This is a genomic window from Streptomyces lacaronensis, assembly GCF_047337785.1.
Lineage (GTDB): Bacteria > Actinomycetota > Actinomycetes > Streptomycetales > Streptomycetaceae > Streptomyces > Streptomyces lycopersici.
Genome location: NZ_JBLHDK010000003.1, coordinates 6,185,196 through 6,196,942, shown reverse-complemented (window position 1 = coordinate 6,196,942; position 11,747 = coordinate 6,185,196). Strand labels below are relative to the sequence as shown.

Annotated in this window: 13 protein-coding genes and 1 tRNA gene; 9 read left to right on the top strand and 5 right to left on the bottom strand. The window is 71.4% G+C overall.

The annotated features are described in order from the left end of the window. Positions 1-411: a BlaI/MecI/CopY family transcriptional regulator gene (locus ACMTAK_RS27015; RefSeq protein WP_413102056.1), complete on the bottom strand. Its 411-nt coding sequence runs from the start codon at positions 409-411 to the stop codon at positions 1-3. A 166-nt stretch (positions 412-577) separates the two neighbouring features. Between ACMTAK_RS27015 and ACMTAK_RS27010 the strand changes: the two genes are divergently transcribed. Then, positions 578-1,861 carry a cytochrome P450 gene (locus ACMTAK_RS27010; protein WP_413808589.1) on the top strand — a complete coding sequence of 428 codons (1,284 nt, stop codon included), beginning with the start codon at positions 578-580 and terminating at the stop codon, positions 1,859-1,861. 81 nt (positions 1,862-1,942) lie between these two features. Here the strand turns inward: ACMTAK_RS27010 and ACMTAK_RS27005 are convergent, their stop codons facing one another. Continuing rightward, on the bottom strand, positions 1,943-3,523 hold the full coding sequence (locus ACMTAK_RS27005; RefSeq protein ID WP_413808588.1) for an SDR family oxidoreductase: 1,581 nt from the start codon (positions 3,521-3,523) through the stop codon (positions 1,943-1,945). A gap of 352 nt (positions 3,524-3,875) precedes the next feature. On the opposite strand from ACMTAK_RS27005, the gene ACMTAK_RS27000 reads away from it, so the two are divergent. Beyond that, positions 3,876-4,175 carry a type II toxin-antitoxin system VapB family antitoxin gene (locus tag ACMTAK_RS27000; protein WP_014061825.1) on the top strand — a complete coding sequence of 100 codons (300 nt, stop codon included), beginning with the start codon at positions 3,876-3,878 and terminating at the stop codon, positions 4,173-4,175. Positions 4,176-4,307: 132 nt separating this feature from the next. Next, complete coding sequence (locus tag ACMTAK_RS26995) at positions 4,308-5,000, top strand: LytR C-terminal domain-containing protein (protein WP_413808587.1); 693 nt, start codon at positions 4,308-4,310, stop codon at positions 4,998-5,000. Between the two features lie 15 nt (positions 5,001-5,015). Here the strand turns inward: ACMTAK_RS26995 and upp are convergent, their stop codons facing one another. Next, a complete protein-coding gene (gene upp, locus ACMTAK_RS26990; protein ID WP_413808586.1) occupies positions 5,016-5,651 on the bottom strand; it encodes a uracil phosphoribosyltransferase in 636 nt (211 codons plus the stop codon). Between the two features lie 178 nt (positions 5,652-5,829). Here upp and ACMTAK_RS26985 point away from each other — a divergent pair, with 178 nt between their 5' ends. From ACMTAK_RS26985 to ACMTAK_RS26970, 4 genes are all read left to right on the top strand, one after another. Beyond that, the gene (locus ACMTAK_RS26985; protein WP_413808585.1) at positions 5,830-5,997 is read left to right on the top strand and encodes a hypothetical protein; all 168 of its coding nucleotides are present in this window, start codon (positions 5,830-5,832) and stop codon (positions 5,995-5,997) included. Between the two features lie 210 nt (positions 5,998-6,207). Continuing rightward, positions 6,208-6,723, top strand: a complete 516-nt coding sequence (locus ACMTAK_RS26980) for a tRNA adenosine deaminase-associated protein (protein ID WP_020870136.1) — start codon at positions 6,208-6,210, stop codon at positions 6,721-6,723. Positions 6,724-6,741: 18 nt separating this feature from the next. After that, positions 6,742-7,242, top strand: coding sequence for a tRNA adenosine(34) deaminase TadA (tadA, locus tag ACMTAK_RS26975; RefSeq protein ID WP_210947810.1), 501 nt, complete (start codon positions 6,742-6,744; stop codon positions 7,240-7,242). A gap of 69 nt (positions 7,243-7,311) precedes the next feature. Further along, positions 7,312-7,398: transfer RNA gene (locus ACMTAK_RS26970), tRNA-Ser, on the top strand. A gap of 148 nt (positions 7,399-7,546) precedes the next feature. Here ACMTAK_RS26970 and ACMTAK_RS26965 read toward each other — a convergent pair. Both ACMTAK_RS26965 and ACMTAK_RS26960 read right to left on the bottom strand, forming a co-directional pair. Continuing rightward, a complete protein-coding gene (locus tag ACMTAK_RS26965; protein ID WP_413808584.1) occupies positions 7,547-8,224 on the bottom strand; it encodes a response regulator transcription factor in 678 nt (225 codons plus the stop codon). Further along, complete coding sequence (locus ACMTAK_RS26960) at positions 8,225-9,406, bottom strand: sensor histidine kinase (RefSeq protein ID WP_413808583.1); 1,182 nt, start codon at positions 9,404-9,406, stop codon at positions 8,225-8,227. It lies immediately after the preceding gene. 238 nt (positions 9,407-9,644) lie between these two features. Here ACMTAK_RS26960 and ACMTAK_RS26955 point away from each other — a divergent pair, with 238 nt between their 5' ends. After that, the gene (locus ACMTAK_RS26955; RefSeq protein WP_413808582.1) at positions 9,645-9,881 is read left to right on the top strand and encodes a hypothetical protein; all 237 of its coding nucleotides are present in this window, start codon (positions 9,645-9,647) and stop codon (positions 9,879-9,881) included. Positions 9,882-10,022: 141 nt separating this feature from the next. Continuing rightward, positions 10,023-11,642 (top strand): alpha/beta hydrolase, encoded by a 1,620-nt coding sequence (locus tag ACMTAK_RS26950; protein ID WP_413808581.1) that lies wholly within the window; start codon positions 10,023-10,025, stop codon positions 11,640-11,642. Positions 11,643-11,747 lie beyond the last annotated feature (105 nt).

The window sequence follows — 11,747 nt, the reverse complement described above, 5'->3', positions numbered from 1 at the left end:
TCAGTCCTCCGGCTCCTCCGCCACGTCGCTCAGCAGGTCGCGCAGCAGCCGCTCGTCGTCCTGGGTCAGCCCGGTCACAAAGCTGGCCAGGACCGCCTCGCGGTCGTCCTGGCCGTCCAGCACCCGGCGCATCCGCAGCGCCGCGAGCCCCGCCTCGTCCGACGCCGCCCGCCAGACGAAGGAGCGGCCCGCGCGTTCACGGGTCACGGCCTGTTTGGCGTGCAGCCGGGACAGGATGGTCATGACCGTGGTGTAGGCGAGCTCGCCCTCGATCCGCTCCTGTACCCATGCGGCGGTCACCGGCCCCGGCGCCCGGCTCAGCGCCGCGAGCACCTGCGCCTCCAGCTCGCCCTGGCCACGCCGACGGGGGCGGCGGGGCCAGCCGGGCCCACCGGTCCGGTCGTGGTCCATCACACCGTCTCCTTCCCCACCGCACGCGCCCGGCGCGGGGCGCTCCATCGTAGCGAGCGGGCCACGGTGGCGCGTTCGCCCCTTTGGCCTGGCTGTACGCGCGGGTCCGGGCCGCCTCACCGATGCTGTGCAGGGGGACGACCCCGACGAAGGAACGCACTCAGCCATGACGCAGACGCAAGGCTCGCTCGTACGGCAGATCACCGACTACGCCCATCGAGCCGACCCGTACCCGATCTACGCCGAGCTGCGCAAGACCCCCGTGGCGCACGACGAGGAGGGCCCGTACATCGTCTCCACCTACTGGGAGATCCACGGTCTGCTGCACGACCCCCGGCTCAGCTCCGACGCGCGCAACCTGGACCGCCAGGCCGCCCCGGAGCTGACGGAGGAGGACGACCCGGGGCTGCCGCCCAGCTTCCTGAGGCTGGACCCGCCCGAGCACGACCGGCTGCGCCGGCTCGCGACGGCGCCCTTCGGCCCGCCGCACACCCCGCGCCGGCTCCACGAGATGCGCGGTGAACTCATCCGTATCGTCGGCGAGCTGATCGACGGCTTCGCGGGGCGGGACCGGATCGATCTCGTCGACCACTTCTCCCACCCCTTCCCGGTGACCGTGATCTGCCGGCTGCTCGGGGTGCCACGGGAGGACGAGCCGCGCTTCCACGCCTGGGCCGACGCCCTCGCCGCCAGTCCGGACCCCGGCCCGGAGGCGGACGCCGCCGAGCGGCGGCGGGTCCGGCAGGCCCGTACGGAACTGGCGAGGTATCTGTCCGAGCTGATCGAGGAGCGTCGCCGCGCACCCGGTGACGACATGCTCTCGGCCCTGGTCAGCGGGGCGGGCCCGGAGGGGCGGATGAGCCGGGTGGAGCTGCTGAGCACCGCGGCGCTGCTGCTGGTGGCGGGGCACCAGACCACCGTCAACCTGATCACCAACGGAATGCTGACCCTGCTGCGCAACCCCGATGTGCTCGCCCGGCTGCGCAAGGATCCCCATCTGGTCGTCCCGCTCGTGGAGGAGCTGCTGCGGTTCGATCCGCCGGTGCAGATGCTGCCCCGGCGCACCCCGCTCTCGGAGATCGACATCGCGGGCGTGACCATCCCCCGGGGGGCGTCCGTATGGCTGCTGCTGGCCTCGGGCAACCGCGATCCGCAGCGCTTCCCCGACCCCGACCGGTTCGATCCGCAGCGCAGGGACAACCAGCACCTCGGCTTCGGCGGCGGCGTTCACAGCTGTTTCGGCGCCCCACTGGCCCGGCTGGAGGCGCAGATCGCGCTGACCGAGCTGGCCCGCCGGCTGGACGAGCCCCGGCTGCTGGAGGACCCGCCGACCTACCGGCGCGACGCGGTGCTGCGCGGGCCACGGCATCTGCCGCTCGCCTTCGAGGGGCTGCGGCCGAGCGGGTCTCCGAACGGATCCCGGAACCGCTCCCCGAACGGGTCCCGGTGACGGCGGGGTTCAGCGGCCCCGGACCGGTGGGGCCGAGCGCGGGGTCCAGGCTTCCTGGGGCAGCGGGGCCGGCAGGAGGGCTCACCGGGCCCGGAACGCGGACGCTCTCGACCCGGCCGCGTCCTTCCCGCCCCTGCCCGTCCCGGCCTCGCCCCTCTCGGCCCGGGCGGCGATGTTCCGGGCCATACCGCCGAAGACGAGCGCGTGGCACGGCGCGACCGACCACCAGTACAGATGCCCGGCGAGACCGCGCGGATGGAACAGCGCCCGCTGCCGGTACACCGTCCCGCCCCGCGCGTCCCGGTCGACCACCATCTCCAGCCAGGCCAGGCCCGGCAGCCGCATCTCGGCGCGCAGCCGCAGCAGCCGGGGCGGCAGGACTTCCTCCACCCGCCAGAAGTCGAGGCTGTCCCCCACTCTGAGCCGCCCCGCGTCCCGGCGGCCCCGGCGCAGCCCGACGCCGCCCACCACGGTGTCGATCCAGCCGCGCAGCGCCCAGGCGAGCGGCAGCGAGTACCACCCGTTCTCCCCGCCGATCCCCTCCACCACCCGCCAGACGTCCCCCGGCGAGGCGTCCACCGCGCGCTCGCGGCGGTCCTGGTAGAGGCTGCCGCCCGACCACTCGGGGTCGGTGGGCAGCGGATCGCTGGGGGCGCCGGGGGTGGCGGCGGAGGACCAGCGGGTGGCCACCTCCGCGTCGCGGATCCGCCGCAGGGCCAGCTCCAGCGCCCGGTCCACGCCGAGCGGCCCGCCCGGCGGGTCCGGCACATGGCGGGTGATGTCCCGTTCGGCGCACACCACTTCATGGCGCAGCGACTCCACCAGCGGGCGGGCGATGGCGCCGGGTACGGGGGTGACCAGGCCGACCCACAGACTGGACAGCTTGGGGGTGAGCACCGGCACCGGCACGATCAGCCGCCGCCGCAACCCGGTCGCTTGCGCGTACCGCCGCATCATGGCGCGGTAGGTGAGGACGTCGGGACCGCCGATGTCGAAGGCCCGGTGCACCTCGTCCGGCAGTGTGGCGCAGCCCACCAGCAGCCGCAGCACATCGCGGACGGCGATCGGCTGGGTGCGGGTGCGCACCCAGCGGGGCGTCACCATCGCCGGCAGCCGCTCGGTGAGATAGCGCAGCATCTCGAACGAGGCCGAGCCCGAGCCGATGATCACCCCGGCCCGCAGCACGGCCGTCGGCACCCCGGAGTCCAGCAGCACCCGGCCCACCTCGGCCCGGGACCGCAGATGGGGCGAGAGCGCGCGCTCGGGGACGCCCTCCGGGGTCAGCCCGCCGAGGTAGACGATCCGGCGCACCCCCGCGCCCCGGGCCCGTTCGCCGAAGATCCGGGCGGCGCGGCGGTCGGTCTCCTCGAAGCCGGATCCGGTGCCCAGCGCGTGGACCAGGTAGTACGCGACGTCCACGCCCTCCATCGCGGCGCGCACGGACTCCTCGTCGGTCACATCGCCGCGTACGGTCTCCACCCGCCCCGCCCAGGGCTGGTCGCGCAGCTTCTCCGGTGAGCGGGCCACACACCGCACCTGATGCCCCGCGGCCAGCAGCTCGGGCACCAGCCTGCCGCCGATATAGCCGGTGGCCCCGGTGACCAGACAGCGTCTCGGCTCCGGCACACCGTGTGGGCCCGGCGGGCGCTGGGGAACAGCCATGAGGCCATGGTGCGCGGGCAGCACAAAACCTGCGAGGTGGGCTCCCTTCGGCGGCATTGTCCGCATCAGGTGTTGGAGGTCGCTCTCAGGTCTCCCCGACCTTCGAGCCTCTCAGCCCGACCCTCTAGGAGACGCTCTCCCGGGGACTTACGTCCCCTTCTATAAGCGCCTCTCCGGTCGAGCTCCCTCGCTCGCCCCGCAGGCTGTTATTTACGTTACTCCGGGCACCCATGAGCGCCTAGCCCCTTTCGCGTATTTTTTCCAATTTTCCGAGTGCGGCGGGACCCGGCTCCGGCCCGGCACTCGGGCGCCTTGGCTGCGCCGGGAGGGGCTTGCCCGGTAGGCTTTCCGTGTGATCTTCAAGCGCATCGGAAACGGTCGGCCCTATCCCGACCACGGCCGGGAAAGCACCCGCCAGTGGGCGGATGTCGCCCCACGCCCGGTACGTCTTGACCAGTTGGTCACGACGAAGCAGCAGCTCGACCTGGAGACGCTGCTCGCCGAGGACTCCACGTTCTACGGGGACCTCTTCGCCCATGTCGTGAAATGGCAGGGCGACCTCTATCTGGAGGACGGGCTGCACCGAGCGGTGCGCGCCGCGCTCCAGCAGCGCCAGGTGCTGCACGCGCGCGTACTGGAGCTCGAGGGCTGACCGCGTCCCCGCCCCCGGCGACCGATCGCCGTTGATCGACTTCCGTTCTCTGTTGACCCTTTCGGGTTGGTCTGAGCACCAACCATTGATCATTTAGTAGGCATCGCCACCTGGCCGCACTACGCTGCGCACATGAGCATGCTGACCCCTCCCGGCATGGGCGGAAAGTACCGCATTACGGGCGATCGCTACCCGCGGATGAGCCGGCCCCGGAGCCGCCGGCGGCTGATGTTCACCGCCTTCGGCTCGGTTCTGGCGCTCGGCCTGGTCGGGTGGGGAACACTTCAGCTCATCGATGTCTTCTCCGGCGACAGCGGCGGCCAGAAGGTCCGCGCGGCGCACGGCACCGGGGACTGCGCGCGCGGCGACAAGCACCCCGACGAGAACGCCAAGTCCGGCCGGTCCGACAGCGGCCAGAGCGGTCAGGGCGGCCGTACGGGCGGGAAGCTGCCGAAGCCCTCCCAGATCACCGTCAACGTCTACAACGCGACCACGCGCTCCGGCCTCGCCAAGGACACCGCCAAGGAGCTGGAGAAGCGCGGCTTCAAGATCGGGAAGGTGGGCAACGCCCCGACCCGGTACGACAAGAAGGTCAAGGCCACCGGGATACTGCTCGGCGCCCCCGGCGCCGGCGACGGGGCCTTCAATGTGCTCGGCACGCAGCTCGCCGACGCCCAGACCAAGAACGACGCGCGTGACGGCAAGGACATCGACCTGATCATCGGCAACGGTTTCAAGGACCTGGTCGGGCAGAAGGACGCGGACAAGGCGCTGGCCTCCCTGGCCAAGCCCTCGCCCGCACCCTCCGGATCGCCCTGCCGCTGAGGAGTCGGGTGGGGCTCAGCCCGCGGCCCCGTACATCCGGTCGCCCGCGTCGCCGAGCCCCGGCACGATGTACCCCTGCTCGTTGAGCCGCTCGTCGACGGACGAGGTGACCACCGTCACCGGCGCCCCGGCGAGCTCGCGCTCCATGAGCTCGACGCCCTGGGGCGCCGCCAGCAGACACAGCGCGGTCACATCGCCGGCGCCCCGCGATATCAGCTCCCTGATCGCCGCGACCAGCGTCCCGCCGGTGGCGAGCATCGGGTCCAGGACGTAGACCTGACGGCCGGAGAGATCCTCGGGCATCCGGGTGGCGTAGGTGGACGCCTGAAGCGTCTCCTCGTCGCGGATCATGCCCAGGAAGCCCACCTCGGCGGTGGGCAGCAGCCGCACCATGCCGTCGAGCATCCCGAGACCGGCCCGCAGGATCGGCACCACCATGGGGCGCGGATGGGACAGCCGTACCCCGGTCGTGGCCGTCACCGGGGTCTCGATGTCGACCTGTTCGGTGCGCACATCGCGCGTGGCCTCGTACGCGAGCAGGGTCACCAGCTCGTCGGCGAGCCGCCGGAAGGTGGGGGAGTCGGTGCGCTTGTCGCGCAGCGTGGTGAGTTTGTGCGCCACCAGCGGGTGGTCGACGACGTGGATCCGCATGGCAACGACACTAACCGAGCCCCCGGAGCCCGGCTCCCGCCGGTGACGCCCTCGGTGCGCCTCCCCGCGCTCGACTGTCTGCCGTCGTACTGGCATCAAACCTCCGATTCGGGGGAAAGTGGGCAACAGCGCTCGGGCCCCCGCCGGGCGATACCTCGGCCCCGAGGAGTGAGTGACCATGGCCGACGTGACCGCGAGGGAGACCGCCGCGGACCGCCGCCGCCGTCGCGACCGCTTCCTGCGCGCGCTGAACGAGGCCCGGGCGGTACGGAACCAGGTGCGCCCCCGGCAGGCCCGCGCGGCCCGGATGCGCCGGGCGATACACATGCGGACGTTCTCCTGGTGAGCTGGTGAGCTCTGGTGAGCTTCCGCCGAACCGCCGGAGACGGTTTCCGCGCGTTTCGATTCCGTCCGCGTGAGCCACATCTCTTTGGACTGGTGCACGACGCAGCGTGGAAGACCTCTCGCGAAGCGACGGTTTCTGCCACGATTCCGATTGGGGCGGGACACTGTCCCGCCCGCCCCCGGCACGCCTATGACCAGTGGGAGAGTCACGGTGTACTTCGCCGCATTGCTCGCGCGCACCGCAGAAGGGTGGGAAGCGAGCGACACAGAGCTCGATGACGTGGAAACCCTGACGGACTTGATCGAACTGGCCCGTCTGGCCTCCAAGGACGACGACACGGTATTGGCCTTCATCGAGCACGAAGACGCGTGGTTCGGCGTCGTCCGCGTGGACGGCGAGGACGACCCGCACATCTACGTATCGGACGCGGCAGCGGCCGCCCGCACCTCATACGGCTCGATGCTCACCGACGAGCTGCTCGGCCGGGACCCCGACGACGATCTGGACAGCCTGGTCGACCTGGACGGCACCGAGGACGGCGAGCCGGACCGGGACGACGAGGACGCGGACGACGCCCCGGTCCCGATCGGCCCGCTCGGCGACGCCGACATCCTGGCCGACCTCGGCATGGACGAGAAGGAGCTGAAGGCCCTCGACGGGGACGCCCTCGAATCGATCGCCGAGATGCTCGGGTGCAGCATGGAGGGGCTGGAGGCGGTGCGCTGACCGCCGCACACTGATGTCATGACCGATCCGCTGACCGGCCTCCTGCCCGGCCCCGACCCCGACCCCCTGCGCGACCCCTGGCGCGAACCGATGCGCCTGGCGCTGGAGGAGGCGGTGCGGGCACCCGAGACGGGAGATGTGCCGGTCGGCGCCGTCGTACTGGGCCCGGACGGCTCGGTACTCGGCCGCGGCCGCAACGAGCGCGAGGCCCACGGCGACCCCACCGCCCACGCCGAGGTCCTCGCCCTCCGAGCCGCCGCCCACCACCTCGGCGGCTGGCGGCTGACCGGCTGCACCCTGGTGGTCACCCTGGAGCCGTGCACGATGTGCGCCGGCGCGATCGTCCTGTCCCGCCTCGACCGGCTGGTCTACGGCGCCGTGGACGAGAAGGCCGGCGCGGTCGGCTCCCTCTGGGACGTCGTCCGCGACCGCCGCCTCAACCACCGCCCCGAGGTCATCGCGGGCGTCCTGGCGGAGGCGTGCGCGGCCCCCCTGACCGCCTTCTTCCGCAAGCCCTGAGCCCCGCCCCACGGGCCGGCCCCGGAACCGATTTCGGTTCCCGGCCACCCGTCCGCTAGGCTCTCCCTCGGTAGCGTGTCCGAGCGGCCGAAGGAGCGCGCCTCGAAAGCGCGTGAGGGGGCAACTCCTCCGTGGGTTCAAATCCCACCGCTACCGCTCTTACACCCCCCGCCCTGCGGAAACGCAGGGCGGGGGGTGTTTTTGGCGTGTCTGGTTACAGCGATGGCAGTTCGTGCGAGTCGAATCCGTCGCGGAAGCGGGTCCGGTATTCGCCGGCCGTCGGCCTCCCTCTGCGCCGGGCCGGTCATTCCTCCGCGTCGCGGACCAGGAGTGCGATCTGCACCCGGTTGTCGACCGCCAGCTTGGCGAACAGGTTGCCTATGTGCGCCTTGACGGTCGCGACGCTGATGTGCAGCCGCTCGGCGATCTCCGGGTTGCCCAGTCCGTCCGCGATGGCCCGAGCGGTGTCGAGTTCTCGTTCGGTCAGTATGGACAGCTGTTTCCGCGCGGCTTGGCGGGACGAGTCGCGAGCGTGAGAGGACTGTGGACTGGTGGCTGCGGCGATCACCCGTGCCGTGGCCGCCGGAGAGAGCACGGGGTTGCCGTCCGCGACGGTCCGCACCGCGTCGAGAATCCGCGCGGGCGGGGTGTCCTTGAGGACGAACCCGAGCGCTCCGGCGTGCAGCGCGCCGAGCACCAGATCGTCGGAGTCGAACGTGGTCAGCATGAGCACCCGCGGCGGCGCCGGTCGGGTGAGGAGTTCCCGGGTCGTGCTGAGACCGTCGCGGCCGGGCATCCGCACGTCCATCAGGACGACGTCCGGCCGCCGCTCGTCCACCACGGTGATCGCGGCGTCCCCGTCGGCCGCCTCCGCGACGACGGTCAGGTCCGGTTCACCGTCGATGACGAGCCGCAGCGCCATGCGCACCAGTTGGTCGTCGTCGACGATGACGACGCGCACCGGCTCCCGCTCGGTATCCACTCATGCTCTCTTTTCGTGGGTGGGGTTCGGCCAGGGTAGTCGCGCGGTGAGGACGTATCCGTTGTCGGGTGTGGGGTGGTGGTCGAGTTCTCCGCCGGCGAGGTTGATGCGTTCGGTGAGGCCGGGCAGACCGAATCCCGAGGTCGGTGGTGGTGCGGTCGCCCTGGTGGCTGGGGAGTTGCGGACGCTGACGGTGAGGCTGTCGCCTGCCGTTCCTTCGAGGGTGACGTGTACGTGTGCGCCTGGGGCGTGTTTGGCGGCGTTGGTCAGTCCTTCCTGGACGATCCGGTAGCAGGTGCGTCCGGCGACATCGGACGGTGTTCCCGCCACGGTGGTGGTGAGCGTGACGTCCAGTCCGGATGTGCGGGCGTCGGCCACCAGGTCGGGGATCCGGTCGAGGGAGGGTTGGGGTGGTTCCGGGCGGCCCGGGTCGGCCCGGAGCACCCCGAGGACGCCCCGTAGTTCTTCCAGGGCCTGGTGGGAGCCGTCGGCGATGCCGCGGACCAGCACGCGGTTTTCCTCGGCCGTGAGGTCGCCGCGGTGGTCCAGCACTCCGGCCTGCATGGCGACCAGGGATATCCGGTGTGCGAGTACGTCGTGCATCTCGCGGGCGATCCGGTTTCGTTCCAGCGCCCGTGCCTGCGCCGCTCGTGCGGTCTGTTCCCGTTCCGCGCTCTCCGCCCGGTCCCGCAAGGACCGCAATTCGACGCGCCGCGCCCCGATGGCCATTCCCATGGCCACCGCGATTCCCGCGGTCAGTGCCGGGAGCATGAGTTCGAGCCACCACGAGCCGGACGAACGCTGGACCGGGTAGAGCCCGCCGGTGAACTGTGACGCGGTCACCAAGGCCAGCCCGACGACCCCGCTCTCCACCGGACGCCGACGCGTGGAGAGCGAAACCAGCGCCAGACACGCGGCGCCGGTGGCGAGTGACGACGCGGTCGAGGCGATCGCCACCGTCATGGCGACGGCGAGCGGGAACCGCCGCCGCCACAGAAGCGCCGTCAGGCAGCCGAGAGCCACCAGCGGATCGCCGATGAGGTACCACGAGCCCGTTTCACCCGTCCGCCCCTTCACCAGCACACCGATGGAGAGCCAGAGCGGTATGCCCACTGCCGCGGCCGCACCCAGCCGCCATGCCTGCTGCCACCACCCGAGCCGTGGCGCGACGTCCGTGTTCACCTGGTCAGTATCGCGACACGGTGCGGCCGGTGAGTCGGACCGCGGGACGATGCGCCCTCGACCGGAGTCGCACCACCACTCCGCCTTCGGTCGAGGGCGATACGAGCCGCCGGGCCGATGTGTTTGCCGGGCCGCCAGAACAGACTCGATCACGTGCCGAGACGACCGAACACCGGACGAGGAAACGCGCTGCGCAAGGGTGCCTATATGGGCCTTTATGGGCCTTGAGGCGATCGGGATGGTGATCACAGTCCTGGCCGCCCAAGCGATGATCCGCGCTTCGCTCAACCCGGACTCCGAACCGCTGTGGGGCATCCTCAACGGGGTCCCCGGCGGCCTCACCGGCCGGCTGATCCTCCTCGGACTCATCGCGCTCGTCGCCATGGTGTCCGGCGGCTGGGCACACACGCACAAGGAACCAACCGCCGAGCGGGCCGGAAATTCCGGGGGAATCCGCGACCGGGGAACGACCTGACGCCCATCCGGGACAACGGACCCGCACTACGGCACGCATGTGCGCCGACGCGCCCCGGGGAGAGCACCCGCCGTCCCCGCGCTCGGCCTGGCCGCCCTCGACTTTCGGCGCCCCCGTGCGCCCCTCAGGAAGACATCAGAGATGCGTAGAAAAACCTTGTCCCTCGCCCTCGCCGCGACCACGGTGGCGACGACCGCGGTGGCGCTGACCGTGATTCCGCAAGTGTCGGTGGCGACGCCGGACACGTCGGCGGCGACGCCGGAGACCGTGCGGTGGGGCCCGTGCTCCGAGAAGGCCGACTCACCTCATAAGGACGCCTCGTCCCGTAAGGCCGACTCACCTCGTGAGGCCGACTCACCTCGTGAGGCCGACTCACCTCGTAAGGCCGACTCACCTCGTAAGGGCGCCTCGTCCCGTCTCGAGTGCTCGACACTGAAAGTCCCGCTGGACTACCGCGATCCCGACGGCCGTCAGATCGAGATCGCGATCTCCCGGCTGGCGAGCGAGAAGCCCTCGCAACGCCGCGGCGTGCTCCTGACCAATCCGGGCGGCCCCGGCATCACGGGACTCGGCTACCCGGCCGTTCTCGCCGCCTCAAAGCTGCCGCAGAAGGTGCTGGACTCCTACGACGTGATCGGTTTCGACCCGCGCGGCGTCGGCCGCAGCACGCCGGTGACCTGCGACCTGACGCCGGAACAGCGGAACCGTGGCAACTTGCCGCCGTACGCGCACACCGCGGCCGATGTCGCGCGGGCGGCGGGGAACGCGCGGACCATCGCCGGGCAGTGCGCCACCTCGCGGACGGCGTGGATGCTGCCGCACACCACCACCGCGAACACCGCGCGCGACATGGATCGGATCCGGGCGGCGCTGGGCGAGCAGACCCTCTCCTACCTCGGTGGGTCCTACGGCTCCTACCTCGGTGCGGTGTACACGACGCTGTTCCCGGGGCGCGGCGACCGGATCGTGCTCGACAGCAACCTGGGCCCCGGCGGTTACGACGTCACGGCCATGCGGTCGCTCGCCCGTGGAATGGAGGACCGGTTCCCGGACTTCGCGGCGTTCGCGGCCGCGCACCCCGAGTACGGTCTGGGCGCCACACCGGAGCAGGTGACCGCGAAGTTCTTCGAGCTCGCGAAGCGGTTGGAGGCGAAGCCGGTCCGGGGCATCGACGGGACGTTGTTCCGCGGGCTCACCTTTGACCGCCTCTACAGCGACGCGTCCATGCCCTTGGTGGCCGAGATGTGGCAGGCGCTCGACAAGGACCGGCCACTGCCGCCCGACACCCCGCCGTCGATGGAGAACATGGAGAACTTCATGGCCGCCCGTTTCTATGTGACCTGTGGTGATTCGCGCTGGCCGGAGACGGTCCGGGAGTATCAGCGCGATGTCGCGGTCGACCGGCTGAGGTACCCGATGCTGGGCGGGTCCGCGGCAAGCATCGGACCGTGCGCGTTCTGGCCGGACGAGCGGGTCGAGCCGCCGGTGCGCATCGGTGACCGGGGCCCGTCGAACGTACTCATGGTGCAGAACGAGCGCGATCCGGGGACACCGCTGGCCGGCGCCGAGAAGCTGCGGCGGGCATTCGGGAAGCGGGCCACGATGGTGACGGCCGACCAGGGCGGACACGGCGTCTACCCCTTCGGCCCCAACACCTGCGCGAACGACGCGGTGACGGCATTCCTGACCACCGGGCAGCGCCCGGTGCGGGATCTCGCCTGCGCGGCGGAGCCTGACAACCTGCCCTCCCGCAGGAGTTGAGAGATCCAAGGGAGACACATCCACGTCCGCGCCGGCAGAAAAGAGCGGCCCGGCTCATCGCGAGCCGGGCCCTGCGTCTGTGTGTGCGGGTGTTGTACCGGTGCC

Excerpts from the sequence above, each read along its gene's own strand:
- ACMTAK_RS27005 (WP_413808588.1), bottom strand. The coding sequence starts at position 3,523 with ATGGCTGTTCCCCAGCGCCCGCCGGGCCCACACGGTGTGCCGGAGCCG.
- ACMTAK_RS26955 (WP_413808582.1), top strand. The coding sequence starts at position 9,645 with ATGGTGATCACAGTCCTGGCCGCCCAAGCGATGATCCGCGCTTCGCTC.
- ACMTAK_RS26985 (WP_413808585.1), top strand. The coding sequence starts at position 5,830 with ATGGCCGACGTGACCGCGAGGGAGACCGCCGCGGACCGCCGCCGCCGT.
- ACMTAK_RS27015 (WP_413102056.1), bottom strand. The coding sequence starts at position 411 with ATGGACCACGACCGGACCGGTGGGCCCGGCTGGCCCCGCCGCCCCCGT.
- ACMTAK_RS26995 (WP_413808587.1), top strand. The coding sequence starts at position 4,308 with ATGAGCATGCTGACCCCTCCCGGCATGGGCGGAAAGTACCGCATTACG.
- ACMTAK_RS27010 (WP_413808589.1), top strand. The coding sequence starts at position 578 with ATGACGCAGACGCAAGGCTCGCTCGTACGGCAGATCACCGACTACGCC.
- upp (WP_413808586.1), bottom strand. The coding sequence starts at position 5,651 with ATGCGGATCCACGTCGTCGACCACCCGCTGGTGGCGCACAAACTCACC.
- tadA (WP_210947810.1), top strand. The coding sequence starts at position 6,742 with ATGACCGATCCGCTGACCGGCCTCCTGCCCGGCCCCGACCCCGACCCC.
- ACMTAK_RS26950 (WP_413808581.1), top strand. The coding sequence starts at position 10,023 with ATGCGTAGAAAAACCTTGTCCCTCGCCCTCGCCGCGACCACGGTGGCG.